The organism is Streptomyces sp. NBC_01591 (assembly GCF_035918155.1).
Taxonomy (GTDB): domain Bacteria; phylum Actinomycetota; class Actinomycetes; order Streptomycetales; family Streptomycetaceae; genus Streptomyces.
The window spans coordinates 4,859,996-4,876,605 of sequence record NZ_CP109327.1 but is presented as its reverse complement, the minus strand read 5'-3'; the positions used below and the strand labels follow the sequence as shown (position 1 = coordinate 4,876,605).

The following is a 16,610-nucleotide window of genomic DNA, read 5'->3' as shown; positions in this document are numbered from 1 at the left end:
CATGCGGCACACTGGACGTTTGGCCGCATCCGTGGCCGCACCCCGCAGAAAGGGCCGACGCGCGTGACCGGACCCCTCATCGTCCAGAGCGACAAGACGCTGCTCCTCGAAGTCGACCACGACCAGGCCGACGCCTGTCGTCGTGCCATCGCACCCTTCGCGGAGCTGGAGCGAGCGCCCGAGCACATCCACACCTACCGGCTGACCCCGCTCGGGCTGTGGAACGCGCGCGCAGCCGGGCACGACGCCGAGCAGGTCGTCGACGCGCTCGTGCAGTACTCGCGCTATCCCGTGCCGCACGCGCTGCTCGTCGACATCGCCGAGACGATGGCCAGGTACGGCCGCCTCACCCTCTCCAAGCATCCGGTGCACGGCCTGGTGCTGACCTCCACCGACCGGCCCGTGCTGGAGGAGATCCTCCGGTCGAAGAAGGTGCAGCCGCTGGTCGGGGCGCGGATCGACCCGGACACCGTGGCGGTGCACCCGTCCGAGCGCGGGCAGATCAAGCAGACACTGCTGAAGCTGGGGTGGCCGGCCGAGGACCTCGCGGGTTACGTGGACGGCGAGGCGCACCCCATCGAGCTGGCCGAGGACGGCTGGGCGCTGCGGCCGTACCAGAAGCAGGCCGTCGAGGGGTTCTGGCACGGCGGCTCGGGTGTCGTCGTACTGCCCTGTGGTGCGGGGAAGACGCTGGTCGGGGCCGGTGCCATGGCCCAGGCGAAGGCGACCACGCTGATCCTGGTGACGAACACCGTCTCGGCCCGGCAGTGGAAGCACGAGCTGGTGAAGCGGACCTCGCTGACCGAGGACGAGATCGGCGAGTACAGCGGTACGCGCAAGGAGATCCGGCCGGTCACCATCGCCACGTACCAGGTGCTGACGACCCGTCGCAAGGGCGTCTACCCGCACCTGGAGCTGTTCGACTCCCGCGACTGGGGGCTGGTGATCTACGACGAGGTGCATCTGCTGCCCGCGCCCGTCTTCAAGTTCACCGCCGATCTGCAGGCCCGGCGGCGCCTCGGCCTCACCGCGACGCTGGTGCGTGAGGACGGGCGCGAGTCGGACGTCTTCTCGCTGATCGGGCCCAAGCGGTTCGACGCCCCGTGGAAGGAGATCGAGGCGCAGGGCTACATCGCGCCGGCCGACTGTGTCGAGGTGCGGGTCAATCTGACGGACTCGGAGCGGCTCGCGTACGCGACGGCCGAGACCGAGGAGAAGTACCGGTTCTGCGCGACGACCGCGACGAAGCGGAAGGTGACGGAGGCGCTGGTGCGCAAGCACCGCGGTGAGCAGACCCTGGTCATCGGGCAGTACATCGACCAGCTCGACGAGCTGGGTGAGCATCTGAACGCCCCGGTGATCAAGGGCGAGACGAGCAACGCCCAGCGCGAGAAGCTCTTCGACGCGTTCCGGGAGGGCGAACTCAAGGTCCTGGTGGTCTCGAAGGTCGCGAACTTCTCCATCGACCTGCCGGAGGCGACCGTCGCCATTCAGGTGTCGGGGACGTTCGGCTCGCGCCAGGAGGAGGCGCAGCGGCTCGGCCGGGTGCTGCGGCCGAAGGCGGACGGGCACGAGGCGCGGTTCTACTCGGTGGTCGCGCGCGACACGATCGACCAGGACTTCGCGGCGCACCGCCAGCGGTTCCTGGCCGAGCAGGGGTACGCGTACCGGATCGTGGACGCGGACGAGCTGCTGACCGAGAACTGACCTCTGACCTGTCCGTTCTCAGTGTGCGCGGTGGCGGCGGACGCCCGCCTCCTCCGCGTACTCGCCGAGCACGACCACGCCGAACGCGGCGCGGGCGAAGACCTTGACGGCGCGCGCGGCGTCGCCGACGCGGTGGGTGCGGTGGTGACCGGTGACCGCGGTCGCGCCGTGCGCGGGGCCGGTCCTGCGGGGGTTCAGGAGGACTGTGCTCATGTGTTCCATGGTCCTGCGCCCGGCCCGTGCGGGCATCGGCCCGCGGGCGGAATCCGGCGACGGTGCGAGTAGGCCTGCGGTCGCATGCCGTCCCCTACGGGATGGACCCGGCGGCCGAGGGGACGGTCCTGGCGACCGGGGGGACGGTCCCGGCGGCCGGGGGACGGCCCCGGGAGTAATTCGTTCGCCCCCGACGGACGCGGTCGATACAATCGCCGGTCTGCCCGCCTCCCGCACCGTGGTACTGGCAGCGGCCCGCAAGGGCGCGCCGGCAGCCGGGGGAGCGCCGCCGACCGGACGGAAACCGGCCGACAGCCGTACACGCACCTGCTGTGCGTACCCGTGATCGATCCCCGAGCGGACCGCATCGCCCCCGAGCACCGGCCGGGGTGAGGTGCGGTCCGCCGTCCTGCGTTGAAAAGCCGGAGGCAACACCGTGCCCGCGCACGAACACGAAAGCGACACCACCACCGATCCCCTGGCTCGCGAACGCGCCCATCTCACCGCGTCCCGCGCCGCGCTGCGCGCCATGCGTGAGGACGCCCAGGCCCTGGACATCCGCGATGTCACCGCGAACTGGGTCAACGCGGCCGTCCTGCAGGCCCAGATCGACGAGCGCATCAAGTCGCTCGCCGATCTCGCCCACACCCCGCTCTTCTTCGGTCGCCTGGACTATCTGCACCGGGTCGGTGCCGAGCAGGCCGAGGGCGCGGAGGGCGAGCAGTTCTACATCGGACGCCGCCATGTCCACGATGCCGACGGCGACCCGATGGTCATCGACTGGCGCGCGCCCGTCTCGCAGCCGTTCTACCGGGCCTCCAAGAAGGACCCGCAGGACGTGGGGCAGCGCCGCCGCTTCGGCTACACCGGCGGTGAGCTGACCGCGTACGAGGACGAGCACCTCACCGACCCCGACGAGGCCGAGCAGACCAGCAAGCTCCTCCAGGCGGAGATCGAGCGGCCGCGTGTCGGTCCGATGCGGGACATCGTCGCGACGATCCAGCCCGAGCAGGACGAGATCGTCCGTAGCGAGCTCGGCGGGACGGTGTGTGTGCAGGGAGGTCCCGGCACCGGCAAGACGGCCGTCGGCCTGCACCGGGTCGCGTATCTGCTGTACGCGCACCGCGAGCGGCTGGCCCGTACCGGCACGCTGGTCATCGGGCCGAACCGGTCCTTCCTCCAGTACATCGAGCAGGTGCTGCCGGCCCTCGGTGAGCTGGCGGTGAAGCAGGCGACCGTCGACGATCTGGTGGCGGCCGGCGTCGAGGTGCGCGGCACGGACGCGGCGGACGCCGCCGTGGTCAAGGGCGACGCCCGGATGGCCCAGGTGCTGCGGCGGGCGATCCGTTCGCATGTGACGCCCCCGACGGAGCCGGTCGTGGTGGTGCGCGGTTCGCGGCGCTGGCGGGTGCCCGCGTACGAGCTGGAGGAGATGGTCACCGAGCTCCTGGCCCGCGACATGCGGTACGGGGCCGCCCACGACGCGCTTCCGCAGCGCATCGCGCACTCCGTCCTGGTCCGGATGGAGGAGGCGGGCGAGGCGCCGGACGACCGGGTGCAGAACGCGGTGGCCCGTAACCCCGCGGTGAAGGCGGCCGTGAAGGCGATCTGGCCGGCCGTCGACCCGGCGAAGCTGGTGCTGCGGCTGCTGTCGGACGCGGAGTTCCTGGCCGCGCACGCGGAGGGGCTGCTCACCGAGGACGAGCAGAAGACGATCCTGTGGACGAAGCCTGCCCGGAGCGTGAAGTCGGCGAAGTGGTCGGCGGCGGACGCGGTGCTGATCGACGAGGCGAACGATCTGGTGGCGCGTACGCACTCGCTCGGCCATGTGGTGCTCGACGAGGCGCAGGACCTGTCCCCCATGCAGTACCGGGCGGTGGGCCGCCGCTGCACGACCGGTTCGGCGACGATCCTCGGTGACCTCGCGCAGGGCACGACGCCGTGGTCGACGGAGAGCTGGGCGCAGGCCCTGCACCATCTCGGCAAGTCGGACGCGGTGGTGGAGGAGCTGACGGCGGGCTTCCGTGTGCCGCGCGAGGTGATCGCGTACGCCTCCCGCCTGCTGCCGGTGATCTCGCCGGGCCTCGCTGCGGTGGAGTCGGTGCGTGAGTCGCCGGGTTCGCTGGAGGTGCGGGAGGCGGCCGGTCCGGCGGAGCTGGACGCGGCGGTGCTGGCGGAGTGCGAGGAGTCCCTGAAGCGGGAGGGTTCGATCGGCCTGATCGCGGCCGACGCACGGATCCCCGCGCTGGCGGAGGCCCTGACCGCGGCGGGCCACGCGTACCTCTCCCCCGGCGAGGAGACGACCGCCGAGTCCCGCCTGACCCTGGTCCCGGCGTCGCTGGCGAAGGGCCTGGAGTACGACTACGTGGTACTGGACGAACCGGCCGCGGTGGTGGACGGCGAACCGGACGAACGAACGGGCCTGCGCCGGTTGTATGTGGCGCTGACGCGTGCGGTGTCGGGATTGACGGTGGTACACGCGGCGGAACTGCCGGCCGAGCTGGCAAAACCCGGCCCCTCCGGCGTTTGAGGAGCGGGGGTCCGGGGGCGGAGCCCCCGTTACGGGAAGGGGCGGGCAGCGGAACAAGCCCGCCGCAGGCGCCCCGCCCCACCCGGCCCCCGCCCCGCCACCGCACCCCTCCCCCGCCCCGCTACGCGTCAAGCACCGCCCTCCACTCCCGCACCGCCGCCGCGTCCACCGGCCCCGACCACCCGTGCGGCCGCGCCGCACCGCCGATGTGCACCGCGTCGATGCCCGCGGCCAGCAGCTCCGGCAGGTGTTCGAGCCGCAGTCCGCCCCCCACCAGGATCTGCGGCTCGTAACCGGGCTCGCCCTTGCGCGCCGCCTCGACCAGCAGCGTCGGGATGCCGTCGTCGACGCCCTTCGGCGAACCGGCGGTGAGGTACGTGTCCAGGCCGGGCAGGTCCGCCAACTGCTTGCGCAGGGCGTCCCGGTCGGCGGCCCGGTCGATCGCGCGGTGGAAGGTCCAGCGGCAGCCGTCCAGCTCGGCGACGAGCCGTTCGACGGCGACCAGGTCCGGGCGGCCCTCGGCGTCGAGGAAGCCGAGGACGAACTCCTCGGCGCCCGCCTCGCGCAGCTCGCGCGCCTTGGCCACGAGCACCTCGATGTCGCCGGCCGCGAAGCCGTCCGCCACCCTGAGCATCACCCGCAGCGGAATGTCCACCGCCGCCCGGATCTCCGCGAAGGTCGCACAGGACGGGGTCAGGCCGTCCGCCGCCATGTCGGTGACCAGCTCAAGCCGGTCCGCACCACCCGCCTGGGCAGCGACCGCGTCCTCCGCGTCGAGAGCGATCACCTCCAGGACTGCACGGTTGCTCATGGGATCCCAATCCTTCAGGAAGCATCAATAGGTCTAGTCCAATGACCAGCCTACGGGCCGGTACACCGAGGATGCAGCCTCAATGCCAGGCGAAGATACGTGAGGCCAGACGCACATCGAGTGACCGAACGCGCACGGTCCGGACCCGAGCGGCATATCCACCCTTGCGTTTTATAGGGGAGGGGGGTATACCTGAATCAGTAATAGATACCCCCTAGGGGTATCACCGTCTCCGCCAGGGAGGACATCGTGTCCGCGCACACCGCCACAACCGGCACCGGCGCCGCCACCGGCACCGCCGCAGAGGTCGAGCTCGCGATCGGCGGCATGACCTGCGCCTCCTGCGCGGCCCGCATCGAGAAGAAGCTCAACCGGATGGACGGTGTCGAGGCCACCGTCAATTACGCCACGGAGAAGGCCAAGGTCAGCTACCGGGGCGAGGACATATCCGTACAGGACCTGATCGCCACCGTCGAGAAGACCGGCTACACCGCGCACGAGCCCACTCCCCCGGTCCGCGCCGAGAACGACGCTCCCGGGGCCGCGGACACCGACGAACTGCGGCCCCTGCGGCAGCGGCTGCTGACCGCCGTCGCCCTCGCCGTGCCGGTGATCGCGATGTCGATGGTCCCGGCCCTCCAGTTCGACTACTGGCAGTGGCTCTCGCTGACGCTGACGGCCCCGGTCGTCACGTATGCCGCCTGGCCGTTCCACAAGGCCGCGTTCACCAACGCCCGGCACGGCGCGGCGACGATGGACACGCTGATCTCGGTCGGCACCACGGCCGCGTTCCTGTGGTCGCTGTGGGCGCTCTTCTTCGGTACGGCGGGCATGGTCGGCATGACGCACCCGTTCGAGCTGACCATCGGGCGGAGCGACGGCGCCGGGAACATCTACCTGGAGGCGGCCGCCGGAGTCACCGCGTTCATCCTGGCCGGGCGCTACTTCGAGGCCCGCTCCAAGCGGAAGGCGGGCGCGGCCCTCAAGGCGCTGCTCGAACTGGGCGCCAAGGAGGTCACCGTGGTGCGCGGCGGCCGCGAGGTGACCGTGCCGACGGCCGAACTCCAGGTCGGCGACCGGTTCCTGGTCCGCCCCGGCGAGAAGATCGCCACCGACGGCACCGTCGTCGAGGGTGCCTCGGCCGTGGACGCGTCGATGCTCACCGGTGAGTCCGTGCCCGTGGAGGTCGGCGTCGGCGACTCCGTCACCGGGGCGACGCTCAACGCGGGCGGCCGGCTCGTCGTCGAGGCCACCCGGATCGGCGCCGACACCCAGCTGGCCCGGATGGCGAAGCTCGTCGAGGACGCCCAGAACGGCAAGGCGGCGGCCCAGCGCCTCGCGGACCGGATCTCCGCCGTCTTCGTACCCGTCGTCATCGCCCTGGCACTCGGCACGCTCGGCTTCTGGCTCGGCAACGGCGCGGGCCTGACCGCCGCGTTCACCGCCGCCGTGGCCGTACTGATCATCGCCTGCCCCTGCGCCCTGGGCCTCGCCACCCCCACCGCCCTGATGGTCGGCACCGGACGCGGCGCCCAGCTCGGCATCCTGATCAAGGGTCCGGAGGTCCTGGAGACCACCCGCCGCGTCGACACGATCGTCCTGGACAAGACCGGCACCGTCACCACCGGCCGCATGACCCTCCTCGACATCCACACCGCCGAAGGCACCGACGAAACCGACGTACTCCGGCTCGCCGGCGCACTGGAGCATTCCTCAGAACACCCCATCGCCCAGGCCGTCGCCGCCGGAGCCACCGAACGCACCGGCGCACCCCTCCCCACCCCCGAGGACTTCGCCAACATCGCCGGACTCGGCGTCCAGGGCGTCGTCGAGGGTCACGCCGTCCTCGTCGGCCGTGAGCAGCTGCTCGCCGAGTGGGAGATCCACCTCCCCGTGGAACTGGCCCGGCGCAAGGCCGACGCCGAAGCCGCCGGCCGGACGGCCATCGCGGTCGCCTGGGACGGCGAGGCACGGGCGGTGCTCGAAGTCGCCGACGCGGTGAAGGACACCAGCGCGGAGGCCATCGAGCGGCTGCGCGCCCTGGGGCTCACTCCGATCCTGCTGACCGGCGACAACCGGGCGGTGGCCGAGGCGGTCGCGGCCGAGGTCGGGATCGAGAAGGTGTACGCGGAGGTCATGCCGGAGGACAAGGTCGACGTCGTCAAGCGCCTCCAGGCGGAGGGCCGTTCGGTCGCCATGGTCGGCGACGGCGTCAACGACGCGGCCGCCCTCGCCCAGGCCGATCTGGGCCTGGCGATGGGGACCGGCACGGACGCCGCGATCGAGGCCGGTGACCTGACGCTGGTACGCGGCGACCTGCGGGCCGCGGCGGACGCCATCCGGCTGTCGCGCAAGACCCTCGGCACCATCCGCACGAACCTGTTCTGGGCCTTCGCCTACAACGTGGCCGCCCTGCCGCTCGCCGCGGCCGGGCTGCTCAACCCGATGATCGCGGGCGCCGCGATGGCGTTCTCCTCGGTCTTCGTGGTCGGCAACTCGCTGCGGCTGCGGGGCTTCAGGGCAGCGTCGTAGGGCCTGCGCTCAACCCACCCGCTTCTCGACCCGCCCGCACGAACCGCACCCGGGTTCCCGGCACCGCCTGTGCCGCGCCCGCGAGTGCGGTTTCGTGCACGACGCCGAGCTACTGACTCGCACAGCCGGGCAGCACGCGGGCGCTGGGCGCGGACCATGCGCGATCACGCACCGTACGGGCCGACCTGGCGCGCCTGCGCCGTGGGTTGATCGTGATGGTGCCCTCGCACGACGGGGCCGCGTCCAGGCGGGTTGTCGTGAACGGCAGCTGATGGTCTCCACGTCGCCGGCCCCTTGAGGTGGCCATCCAGGGTCGTCCCATGGCCGACAAGGCCTAGGGTCGTCCCATGACCGATACCGACGACCCCCTCCGCGACCGCTGGCAGGAGGCGCTCACCCGCGCCCGGGGCGGGGCGCCCGGGCCCGACCCGGCGCCGTACGCCGACAACCTCCTGGCGCGCTGGGCCGAGCCGCAGCGGCGGTACCACACCACCGCGCACCTGGTCGCGGTGCTCGATCACATCGACACGCTCGCCGGGTACGCGGCCGACCCGGACGCGGTACGCCTCGCCGCCTGGTTCCACGACGCGGTGTACCGGCCCGACCGGTCCGAGAACGAGGAGCGCAGCGCCGCGCTGGCCGAGCGCGCCCTTCCGGAGGCCGGTGTGCCGGACGGGGTCACGGCCGAGGTGGCCCGGCTCGTGCGGCTCACCGTCACCCACGACCCGGCGGCCGGCGACACCGACGGCGAGGTTCTCTGCGACGCGGACCTGGCCATCCTCGCGGCGGCCCCGAGGGAGTACGCGGCGTACGCGGCGCAGGTGCGCGAGGAGTACGGCTTCGTACCCGACGACGCGTTCCGGGAAGGGCGGGCGACGGTGCTGCGCCAGCTGCTCGGGCTGCCGCGGCTGTTCCGTACGCCGTACGGGGCGGAGCACTGGGAGCCGCGGGCGCGGCAGAACCTGATGACCGAATTGGAGCTGCTCAGCCACTAGGGCAGGCCTGGGCAGGCCCTGGTCCGCGGCGGCGGGGAATGCGCGGGGCCCGATCGCTGTTGGCAGCTGTCATGCCCGACTCTGCCTCTCGCCGCTCTCGCATGCCCCTGGCCGTATACATCCTGGGGCTCTCGGTCTTCGCCCTGGGAACCAGCGAGTTCATGCTCTCCGGGCTGTTGCCGCCCATCGCCGACGACATGAACGTCTCGATCCCCCGTGCCGGACTTCTCATATCCGCCTTCGCGATCGGCATGGTGATCGGCGCCCCGCTGCTCGCCGTGGCCACGCTCCGGCTGCCACGCCGCACCACGCTGATCTCCCTGATCTCCGTGTTCGGCCTCGGTCAGGTCGCGGGCGCGTTGGCCCCGACGTACGAGGTGCTCTTCGCGTCCCGGGTGGTGAGCGCGTTCGCCTGTGCCGGGTTCTGGGCGGTGGGGGCGGCGGTCGCCATCGCGATGGTGCCGGTGAACGCGCGGGCCCGTGCGATGGCCGTGATGATCGGCGGTCTGTCGATCGCCAATGTGCTGGGTGTGCCGCTGGGCGCGTTCCTCGGGGAGAACCTCGGCTGGCGGTCGGCGTTCTGGGCCGTGGGCGCGGCCTCGGCCGTGGCGCTGGTCGGGGTGACGACGCTGATTCCGCGCATTCCGCTGCCGGAGCAGAAGCCGCGGCTCAAGCAGGAGATGAGCATCTACCGGGACCGGCAGGTGTGGCTGTCGATCGTGATCACGGCGCTCGCCGCGGGCGGTGTCTTCTGCGCGTTCAGCTATCTGGCCCCGCTGCTGACGGATGTCGCCGGGCTGGACTCGGGCTGGGTCCCGACGGTGCTCGCGCTCTTCGGGATCGGCGCGCTGGTCGGTACGACAATCGGCGGCCGGGTCGCGGACGCGCATCTCTTCGGGGTGCTGATGAGCGGTATCGCGGCCTCGACGGTCTTCCTGGTCGCGCTGGCGCTGTTCGCGTCGAACCAGGTCGCGGCGGTCGGGCTCTCGTTCCTGCTGGGCCTGTCGGCGTTCTACACGGCCCCGGCGCTGAACGCCCGGATGTTCAATGTCGCGGGCGCCGCCCCGACGCTGGCCGGTGCGACGACGACCGCCGCGTTCAACCTGGGCAACACGGGCGGCCCCTGGCTGGGCGGCACGGTGATCGACGCGGACTTCGGTTTCGCGGCGACCGCGTGGGCCGGGGCGGCGATGACGGTACTGGCGCTGGTGGCCGTGGTGTTCTCGCTGCGGCTCCAGGGCGGGAGCAGGTCGCGGCGGGTGACGGGGTCGCCCGCCACGGTGCCGTCGGAGGCGTCGGTGAAGGAGGGAGCGTCCCTGACGAAGGGCGCGCCCGTGGAGGCGTGCGCGGACGCGAGTCCCTCAGCCGGCTGACCCGGGCGCGGGCCGGCCCTTGGGCCGGCGCAGCCCCGCCTCCGTGATCCGGCGGACGAGTTCCTTCGAGCCGATCTCCTTCGCCCCGGCCCGTACCGCGTCCCCGTACCGCGCTTCCGGTATGTCGTAGTGGTCGCGCTCGAACGCGCGCGGCGGGCAGCCGATGGACGCCGCGAAGGCGTGCAGCTCGTCGAAGGACACATCGCTGACCAGGTGCGACCAGAGCCGCCCGTGCCCCGGCCACTGGGGCGGGTCGATGTAGACGGTCACCGCCGCAGTATCCCGCTCAGCGAACCGACCGGTGCCACGGCCACCGCGGCCTTGGTGCACACCCAGTGCGGGTCCGTGCCCAGTTCGGGTTCGACGTCCAGGGCGTGCGGGTCGCCCGCGTCACAGACCGGGCAGAGCGGCCACCGACCGTACCGTTCGAGCAGGGCGTCCTGTACGTCCTGGGCGACGAGGCCGACCACGAACGCGACACCGTCCGGCCACTGCTCGACCCACCAGCGGCGGTGCGTCACCGCGTCCTCGACCAGAGAGACGATCCCGGCCTCGGCGACGTCACCCGCGGCGAGATCGGCCATGACCAGCGCGCGAGCCGTGTGCAACGCCTGTTCCAGGGGGTTCATCTCCATGGGCCCATTGTCACCCGCCCGCGAACCCGCCTCGCCCGCCCGCCGCCGCCGAATCCGCGCTGTCGGCGGCAGGGACCAAAGGGGGGTTGACGGGCAACGTGGTTGAAAATATCTTTCAAAGGTGACCCATGACCTGAAGGAAAGTTTCAGCGCTGACTCCCCGCCCGCCCCGGCGGCCCTCGCGGCCAAGGTGCGCACGCTCGCGCCGTCCATGACCCGTTCCATGCAGCGCGTCGCCGAGGCCGTCGCCGGTGACCCGGCAGGCTGCGCAGCCCTCACGGTCACGGGTCTCGCCGAGCTCACCGGCACCAGCGAGGCGACCGTGGTCCGCACGGCCCGCCTCCTCGGCTACCCCGGCTACCGCGATCTGCGCCTGGCGCTCGCCGGGCTCGCCGCGCACCAGCAGTCCGGCCGGGCCCCCTCCGTCACCGCCGACATAGCGGTCGACGACCCCATCGCCGACGTGGTCGCCAAGCTGGCCTACGACGAGCAGCAGACCCTCGCCGACACGGCCGCGGGGCTCGACACCGTCCAGCTCGGTGCCGCCGTGGCCGCCGCCGCCACCGCCCGGCGGATCGACATCTACGGCGTGGGCGCCTCCTCCCTCGTCGGCCAGGACCTCGCGCAGAAGCTGGCCCGGATCGGCCTGATCGCGCACTCCCACACGGACCCGCACCTCGCGGTGACCAACGCCGTGCAGCTCCGCTCCGGCGATGTGGCCATCGCGATCACGCACTCCGGCTCCACGGTCGACGTCATCGAGCCGCTGCGGGTCGCCTTCGACCGCGGTGCGACGACGGTCGCGATCACCGGCCGGCCCGACGGCCCGGTCACGCAGTACGCCGACCACGTGCTGACCACGTCCACCGCTCGGGAGAGCGAGCTGCGGCCCGCCGCCATGTCGAGCCGTACGAGCCAGCTCCTCGTCGTCGACTGCCTGTTCATAGGCGTCGCGCAGCGCACGTACGAGACGGCCGCACCGGCCCTCGCCGCCTCCTACGAGGCGCTGGCCCACCGCCACACCCCGCGCCCCCGCTGACCGGCCCGCCGATCCACAGCCCCCCGCACCCGCTGAACCGTACGAGCCGAACCGTACGAGACCGAGAAAGCAGAGCCGCCCTCCATGACCTCCACCACCGACGCCGACCCCACCGCCCCCGACGGATACGGCGAGCTGCGCGCCCAGCTCGCGACGCTCACCACCGAGGCGTTCCGGCCCGAGCTCGCCGAGATCGACCGGCTCGGCACGCTTGAGATCGCCCGCATCATGAACGGCGAGGACCAGTCCGTCCCGGCCGCCGTCGGCGCCCGGCTGCCCGAGATAGCCGCCGCCATCGACAGCACCGCGGAGCGCATGGCCCGCGGCGGCCGGCTGATCTACGCGGGCGCGGGCACCGCCGGCCGGCTCGGCGTGCTGGACGCCAGCGAGTGCCCGCCCACCTTCAACACCGACCCCTCCGAGGTCGTCGGCCTGATCGCGGGCGGCCCGACCGCCATGGTCAAGGCCGTCGAAGGCGCCGAGGACAGCAAGGAGCTGGCCGCCGCCGACCTCGACGCGCTGGACCTCACCGCCGACGACACCGTGGTCGGCATCTCCGCCTCCGGCCGTACGCCGTACGCGATCGGCGCCGTCGAGCACGCCCGCCGGAAGGGCGCGCTGACCATCGGTCTTTCCTGCAACGCGGACTCCGCGCTGGGCGCCGCGGCCGAGCACGGCATCGAGGTCGTCGTCGGCCCGGAGCTGCTCACCGGCTCCACCCGGCTCAAGGCGGGCACGGCCCAGAAGCTCGTCCTCAACATGCTCTCGACGATCACGATGATCCGGCTCGGCAAGACGTACGGGAATCTGATGGTCGACGTCCGCGCCTCCAACGAGAAGCTGCGCGCCCGCTCCCGCCGGATCGTCTCGCTCGCCACCGGAGCGTCCGACGAGGAGATCGAGGCCGCCCTCGCCGCGACCGACGGCGAGGTGAAGAACGCCATCCTCACCATCCTCGGCCAGGTCGACGGCCCCACCGCCGCCTCCCTGCTGACCGCGTCCGACGGCCATCTCCGCGCCGCCCTCGCCGCCGCCCCCCGCACCACCTGACCCACCTGCTCCACCTGCTCCACCTGCTCCACCTCCGCACCCCCGCACAGCAAGGCACCACGCACCATGGCAACAGAAGACAAGAACCGCGCCACCGCCGCCGCGATCCTTCCGCTCGTCGGTGGCGCCGCGAACGTCAGCTCCATCGCCCACTGCATGACCCGGCTCCGGCTGGGCCTGCACGACCGCTCGCTCGTCGACGACGAGGCCCTGAAGGCGGTCCCCGCCGTCATGGGTGTGGTCGAGGACGACACGTACCAGATCGTCCTCGGCCCCGGCACCGTCGCCCGGGTCACGCCCGAGTTCGAGCAGCTGGTCGAGGAGGGCAAGGCGGCGGCCCCTGAACCGGCCGCTGCCCAAGCCCCCGACCCCACCGCTTCGGCTGCGGTATCGGCGGACGAACTGGCCGCTCAGGGCGCCGCGATGAGGGCGGCACGGAAGGCGAAGAACGCCACCCCGTTCAAGCTGTTCCTGCGCAGGATCGCGAACATCTTCGTCCCGCTGATCCCGGCGCTCATCGGCTGCGGCATCATCGCCGGTCTCAACGGCCTGCTGGTGAACCTGGGCTGGCTGACCTCGGTCACCCCCGCCCTGGCCGCGACGGCATCCGGCTTCATGGCGCTGATCGCCGTGTTCGTCGGCTACAACACGGCGAAGGAGTTCGGCGGTACGCCGATCCTGGGCGGTGCGGTCGCCGCGATCATCGTCTTCCCGGGCGTCGCGAACATCGAGGCGTTCGGCCAGAAGCTCTCCCCCGGGCAGGGCGGCGTGCTGGGCGCGCTCGGTGCGGCGGTGCTCGCGGTGTACGTGGAGAAGTGGTGCCGGCGCTGGGTGCCGGAGGCACTGGACGTACTGGTCACCCCGACCCTGACGGTCCTGATCTCCGGCCTGGTGACGATCTTCGGCCTGATGTACGTGGCCGGTGAGGTCTCCACCGCCATCGGCACGTTCGCCGACTGGCTGCTCTCCAACGGCGGCGCGGGCGCGGGCTTCGTGCTCGGCGGCCTCTTCCTGCCCCTGGTGATGCTGGGCCTGCACCAGGCGCTCATCCCGATCCACACCACCCTGATCGAGCAGCAGGGCTACACCGTGCTGCTCCCGATCCTCGCGATGGCGGGCGCCGGCCAGGTCGGCGCGGCGGTCGCGGTCTACTTCCGCCTCCCCCGCAACGAGTCGATCCGCCGCACCATCAAGTCCGCCCTCCCGGCCGGTCTGCTGGGCGTCGGCGAGCCCCTGATCTACGGCGTCAGCCTCCCGCTCGGCCGCCCGTTCATCACGGCTTGCGTGGGCGGCGCGTTCGGCGGCGGCTTCATCGGCCTGTTCAACCAGCTCGGCGACAAGGTCGGCTCCACGGCCATCGGCCCGTCCGGCTGGGCCCTGTTCCCCCTCCTCGACGGCAACCACGGCCTGGGCACCACGATCGCGATCTACGCGGGCGGCCTGCTGGTCGGCTACTTCGCCGGGTTCCTCGCGACGTACTTCTTCGGCTTCAGCAAGGACCTGCTGACGGAGTTCAACGTCTCGCAGGAACCGGCTGAATCCACGGTCGCGGCAACGGGCGGCCCGGCGTCCCCGACGACCGGCCCCGACAGCCCGACGAAGGAACCGGCCGGGGTCTGACTCCGGGCACGCGGACAGGGATGAGGGCGGTACCCGACACCGGGTGCCGCCCTCGTCCCTGTCCGCTCAGACCGGGAACTCATCCGTGAGGAGCGTCGTACCGAACGGCTCCGGCAGGGTGAGCGGCTTCCCGAACGGCACCGGGTCGGAGTGCTTGTAGGTCCCGTCCTCGTTGGGCTCCGTGAACAGGGTGGCCATCGCCCCGCGCGTGTCGAACCGGTCGATGAGCAGATACATCGGCACGCCCGCGCGGGCATAGGCGCGGTACTTCTTCGTCCGGTCGTCCCGGGCATTGCCTTTCGAGGTGACCTCGACGATGAGCAGCGCGTCCGCCGCGTCCATCGGGTCGCTGGTCTCCGAACCGGCGGCCATGACCAGCTCGCGCTCCATGATGACCAGGTCGGGGACGTAGAGCTTGTCGAGTGGCACGACATGCACGCCGAGGGTCTGGTAGACACCCACCCCCGCAGGGCGTGCCCGATACAGGCACTCCTGCACCAATTCAGCGATGCCGTTGTGATGCGCATGAGGCGGAGGTACCAAGACGATCTGCCCTTCGTCGATCTCGGCGCGCCACCCCTCGGGCACGTCCAGTTCACGCCATGTCTGCAGCAGGTAGTCCCACGGGCGGCCCTCAGAGGCCTGGTCGTTCTCGACCATCGCGGCAGTCATCGCGGGTCCCTTCTCCTGTGGCCTGTCAAAGGAGCGTAGATCGACGGTTCCGCAGCATTTCGCTGCTCCCATCAGCGTCCCACGATCGTGTGAGGTACGCAGCGACCCACCACGATCGAAGGGCGGCACCCATCCAGGGCGTCGCCCTTCCGTACGTCCACCGCCGAGTCACACCCGGCGCCCCGACGCCGTCAAGGCAGCCTCCCCTCCCTGTTGACCTCCCGGACCCGGGCCCGCAGCACCTCCCCCAACGGAGCCGGGCGCACCGACTCCGGCGGACATTCCCACTTCGCCCCACCCCCCGGCGCCCGCAGTTGTACGTACGGCCCGACGCTCCCCATCACGCGCCCGACCCGCCCGTCCCGGGTGTCCACCGCGAACGACCCCGGCTCCGGCGCGCACCGCTCAAGGCCCTCACCCGCCATGACCGGCCAGCCCCTGCGCCTCCAGCACCACGCTCAGCCGCAGCGCCGTATCGAGGTTGCACCGGCCGAGGTCGACCAGCGGCGACACCGGGTCGCTCCCCGCGTATGACACCGGGTCGATCCGCAACGACGGCAGCGTGATCCCGACACCCGAGAAACCCTCCTTCAACCGCGCCACCGCGTCCTCCGCTGCCCGCACTCTGCCCTCCGCCGCCCTGCGCCGTTCCTTGATCGTCATGACCCATTCCTTTCCACGCTGAGTGATGACAATGCATACCCAGCGTGTCCAACGGTCGCCAACCTGGAAGAGGCGCAGAACCAACAACCGCACATGTGTCACAGGGAGTTGTCATGCCGGGTCCCAAGAGATTCGAATCCTCTCCTCTCCACGCGCCCTGCTCGGCGCCGAACTCCGCCGTCGAAGGGAAAGCGCGGGCTTCTCGCAGGAGGAGTTGGGGCTCCTGCTGTTCGTGAGCGGCTCCTTCATCGGACAGCTGGAATCCGGTACGCGCCGGATGCAGTTGGACCAGGCCCAGAAGCTGGACGAGATCCTGAAGGCGGACGGGTTCTTCGTCCGCAATTGCGCCGCCGTGAAGAAGTCGAAGTACCCGGATCACTTCGCCGAAGCGGCCGAGGCGGAGGCCGTCGCGAAGGCGATCAGGGAGTACGCGCCACTGCTGATCCCCGGCCTGTTGCAGACGGAGGCGTACGCGAGGGCGGTGTTCCGCGCGTACCAGCCGACCGCGCCGGAGGAGGAGATCGACGACCTGGTGGCGGCGCGACTGGAGCGTGGCCAACTCCTCGCGCACCCAACAACGCCGCAATTGTGGACGGTTCTGGACGAGGCGGTGCTGCGACGAAGGGCAGGCAGCTCTGCGGTGATGGCCGAGGCGCTGCACCACCTGGCGTCGCTGATGCGCCAGCACCGGGTCATCGTGCAAGTACTGCCCTTCAGCGAGGGCGCACACGCCGCCATGGGCGGCGGCCTGAAGTTGATGTCGTTGTCCC

Annotated in this window: 15 protein-coding genes and 1 pseudogene; 9 read left to right on the top strand and 7 right to left on the bottom strand. The window is 71.5% G+C overall.

The genetic code is table 11. The annotated features are described in order from the left end of the window. The first annotated feature begins 63 nt into the window (after positions 1-63). Positions 64-1,707 (top strand): DNA repair helicase XPB, encoded by a 1,644-nt coding sequence (locus OG978_RS22760; RefSeq protein ID WP_326766982.1) that lies wholly within the window; start codon positions 64-66, stop codon positions 1,705-1,707. A gap of 18 nt (positions 1,708-1,725) precedes the next feature. Here the strand turns inward: OG978_RS22760 and OG978_RS22755 are convergent, their stop codons facing one another. Then, on the bottom strand, positions 1,726-1,920 hold the full coding sequence (locus tag OG978_RS22755) for a hypothetical protein (RefSeq protein ID WP_326766981.1): 195 nt from the start codon (positions 1,918-1,920) through the stop codon (positions 1,726-1,728). A gap of 436 nt (positions 1,921-2,356) precedes the next feature. On the opposite strand from OG978_RS22755, the gene OG978_RS22750 reads away from it, so the two are divergent. Further along, positions 2,357-4,450, top strand: a complete 2,094-nt coding sequence (locus tag OG978_RS22750) for a HelD family protein (RefSeq protein ID WP_326766980.1) — start codon at positions 2,357-2,359, stop codon at positions 4,448-4,450. Positions 4,451-4,571: 121 nt separating this feature from the next. On the opposite strand, the gene OG978_RS22745 is transcribed toward OG978_RS22750, so the two are convergent. Continuing rightward, complete coding sequence (locus OG978_RS22745; protein WP_326766979.1) at positions 4,572-5,261, bottom strand: copper homeostasis protein CutC; 690 nt, start codon at positions 5,259-5,261, stop codon at positions 4,572-4,574. A gap of 327 nt (positions 5,262-5,588) precedes the next feature. On the opposite strand from OG978_RS22745, the gene OG978_RS22740 reads away from it, so the two are divergent. From OG978_RS22740 to OG978_RS22730, 3 genes are all read left to right on the top strand, one after another. Further along, positions 5,589-7,793 carry a heavy metal translocating P-type ATPase gene (locus tag OG978_RS22740; protein ID WP_442817845.1) on the top strand — a complete coding sequence of 735 codons (2,205 nt, stop codon included), beginning with the start codon at positions 5,589-5,591 and terminating at the stop codon, positions 7,791-7,793. Between the two features lie 347 nt (positions 7,794-8,140). Beyond that, positions 8,141-8,788: an HD domain-containing protein gene (locus OG978_RS22735; RefSeq protein WP_326766977.1), complete on the top strand. Its 648-nt coding sequence runs from the start codon at positions 8,141-8,143 to the stop codon at positions 8,786-8,788. Between the two features lie 101 nt (positions 8,789-8,889). Further along, on the top strand, positions 8,890-10,161 hold the full coding sequence (locus tag OG978_RS22730; RefSeq protein ID WP_326766976.1) for a Cmx/CmrA family chloramphenicol efflux MFS transporter: 1,272 nt from the start codon (positions 8,890-8,892) through the stop codon (positions 10,159-10,161). On the opposite strand, the gene OG978_RS22725 is transcribed toward OG978_RS22730, so the two are convergent. Together OG978_RS22725 and OG978_RS22720 are read right to left on the bottom strand one after the other, a co-directional pair. Further along, positions 10,150-10,431 (bottom strand): DUF4031 domain-containing protein, encoded by a 282-nt coding sequence (locus OG978_RS22725; protein WP_326766975.1) that lies wholly within the window; start codon positions 10,429-10,431, stop codon positions 10,150-10,152. The two genes, OG978_RS22730 and OG978_RS22725, sit on opposite strands and share 12 nt — an antisense overlap. After that, positions 10,428-10,796 carry a hypothetical protein gene (locus tag OG978_RS22720; protein WP_326766974.1) on the bottom strand — a complete coding sequence of 123 codons (369 nt, stop codon included), beginning with the start codon at positions 10,794-10,796 and terminating at the stop codon, positions 10,428-10,430. Before OG978_RS22720 ends, OG978_RS22725 begins: the two co-directional genes overlap by 4 nt. Before the next feature lie 121 nt (positions 10,797-10,917). Between OG978_RS22720 and OG978_RS22715 the strand changes: the two genes are divergently transcribed. From OG978_RS22715 to OG978_RS22705, 3 genes are all read left to right on the top strand, one after another. Then, positions 10,918-11,835 (top strand): MurR/RpiR family transcriptional regulator, encoded by a 918-nt coding sequence (locus tag OG978_RS22715; RefSeq protein WP_326766973.1) that lies wholly within the window; start codon positions 10,918-10,920, stop codon positions 11,833-11,835. Between the two features lie 84 nt (positions 11,836-11,919). Continuing rightward, positions 11,920-12,885, top strand: coding sequence for an N-acetylmuramic acid 6-phosphate etherase (gene murQ / locus OG978_RS22710; protein WP_326766972.1), 966 nt, complete (start codon positions 11,920-11,922; stop codon positions 12,883-12,885). A 66-nt stretch (positions 12,886-12,951) separates the two neighbouring features. Next, a complete protein-coding gene (locus tag OG978_RS22705) occupies positions 12,952-14,505 on the top strand; it encodes a PTS transporter subunit EIIC (protein WP_326766971.1) in 1,554 nt (517 codons plus the stop codon). A gap of 66 nt (positions 14,506-14,571) precedes the next feature. Here OG978_RS22705 and OG978_RS22700 read toward each other — a convergent pair whose 3' ends face one another. From OG978_RS22700 to OG978_RS22690, 3 genes are all read right to left on the bottom strand, one after another. Continuing rightward, positions 14,572-15,177: a Uma2 family endonuclease gene (locus tag OG978_RS22700; RefSeq protein WP_326766970.1), complete on the bottom strand. Its 606-nt coding sequence runs from the start codon at positions 15,175-15,177 to the stop codon at positions 14,572-14,574. A gap of 191 nt (positions 15,178-15,368) precedes the next feature. Next, positions 15,369-15,602, bottom strand: a complete 234-nt coding sequence (locus tag OG978_RS22695; RefSeq protein WP_326766969.1) for a hypothetical protein — start codon at positions 15,600-15,602, stop codon at positions 15,369-15,371. After that, complete coding sequence (locus tag OG978_RS22690; RefSeq protein WP_326766968.1) at positions 15,592-15,840, bottom strand: hypothetical protein; 249 nt, start codon at positions 15,838-15,840, stop codon at positions 15,592-15,594. The genes OG978_RS22695 and OG978_RS22690 overlap by 11 nt, the downstream gene beginning before the upstream one ends. 113 nt (positions 15,841-15,953) lie before the next feature. On the opposite strand from OG978_RS22690, the pseudogene OG978_RS22685 reads away from it, so the two are divergent. Further along, positions 15,954-16,609 (top strand): annotated as a pseudogene (locus tag OG978_RS22685) (helix-turn-helix domain-containing protein); the annotation flags it as partial. Position 16,610: the final 1 nt, after the last annotated feature.

Coding starts and splice junctions, on each gene's coding strand:
- OG978_RS22755 (WP_326766981.1), bottom strand. CDS start 1,920: ATGAGCACAGTCCTCCTGAACCCCCGCAGGACCGGCCCCGCGCACGGC.
- OG978_RS22745 (WP_326766979.1), bottom strand. CDS start 5,261: ATGAGCAACCGTGCAGTCCTGGAGGTGATCGCTCTCGACGCGGAGGAC.
- OG978_RS22740 (WP_442817845.1), top strand. CDS start 5,589: ATGACCTGCGCCTCCTGCGCGGCCCGCATCGAGAAGAAGCTCAACCGG.
- OG978_RS22735 (WP_326766977.1), top strand. CDS start 8,141: ATGACCGATACCGACGACCCCCTCCGCGACCGCTGGCAGGAGGCGCTC.
- OG978_RS22730 (WP_326766976.1), top strand. CDS start 8,890: ATGCCCCTGGCCGTATACATCCTGGGGCTCTCGGTCTTCGCCCTGGGA.
- OG978_RS22720 (WP_326766974.1), bottom strand. CDS start 10,796: ATGGAGATGAACCCCCTGGAACAGGCGTTGCACACGGCTCGCGCGCTG.
- murQ (WP_326766972.1), top strand. CDS start 11,920: ATGACCTCCACCACCGACGCCGACCCCACCGCCCCCGACGGATACGGC.
- OG978_RS22705 (WP_326766971.1), top strand. CDS start 12,952: ATGGCAACAGAAGACAAGAACCGCGCCACCGCCGCCGCGATCCTTCCG.
- OG978_RS22700 (WP_326766970.1), bottom strand. CDS start 15,177: ATGACTGCCGCGATGGTCGAGAACGACCAGGCCTCTGAGGGCCGCCCG.
- OG978_RS22695 (WP_326766969.1), bottom strand. CDS start 15,602: ATGGCGGGTGAGGGCCTTGAGCGGTGCGCGCCGGAGCCGGGGTCGTTC.
- OG978_RS22690 (WP_326766968.1), bottom strand. CDS start 15,840: ATGACGATCAAGGAACGGCGCAGGGCGGCGGAGGGCAGAGTGCGGGCA.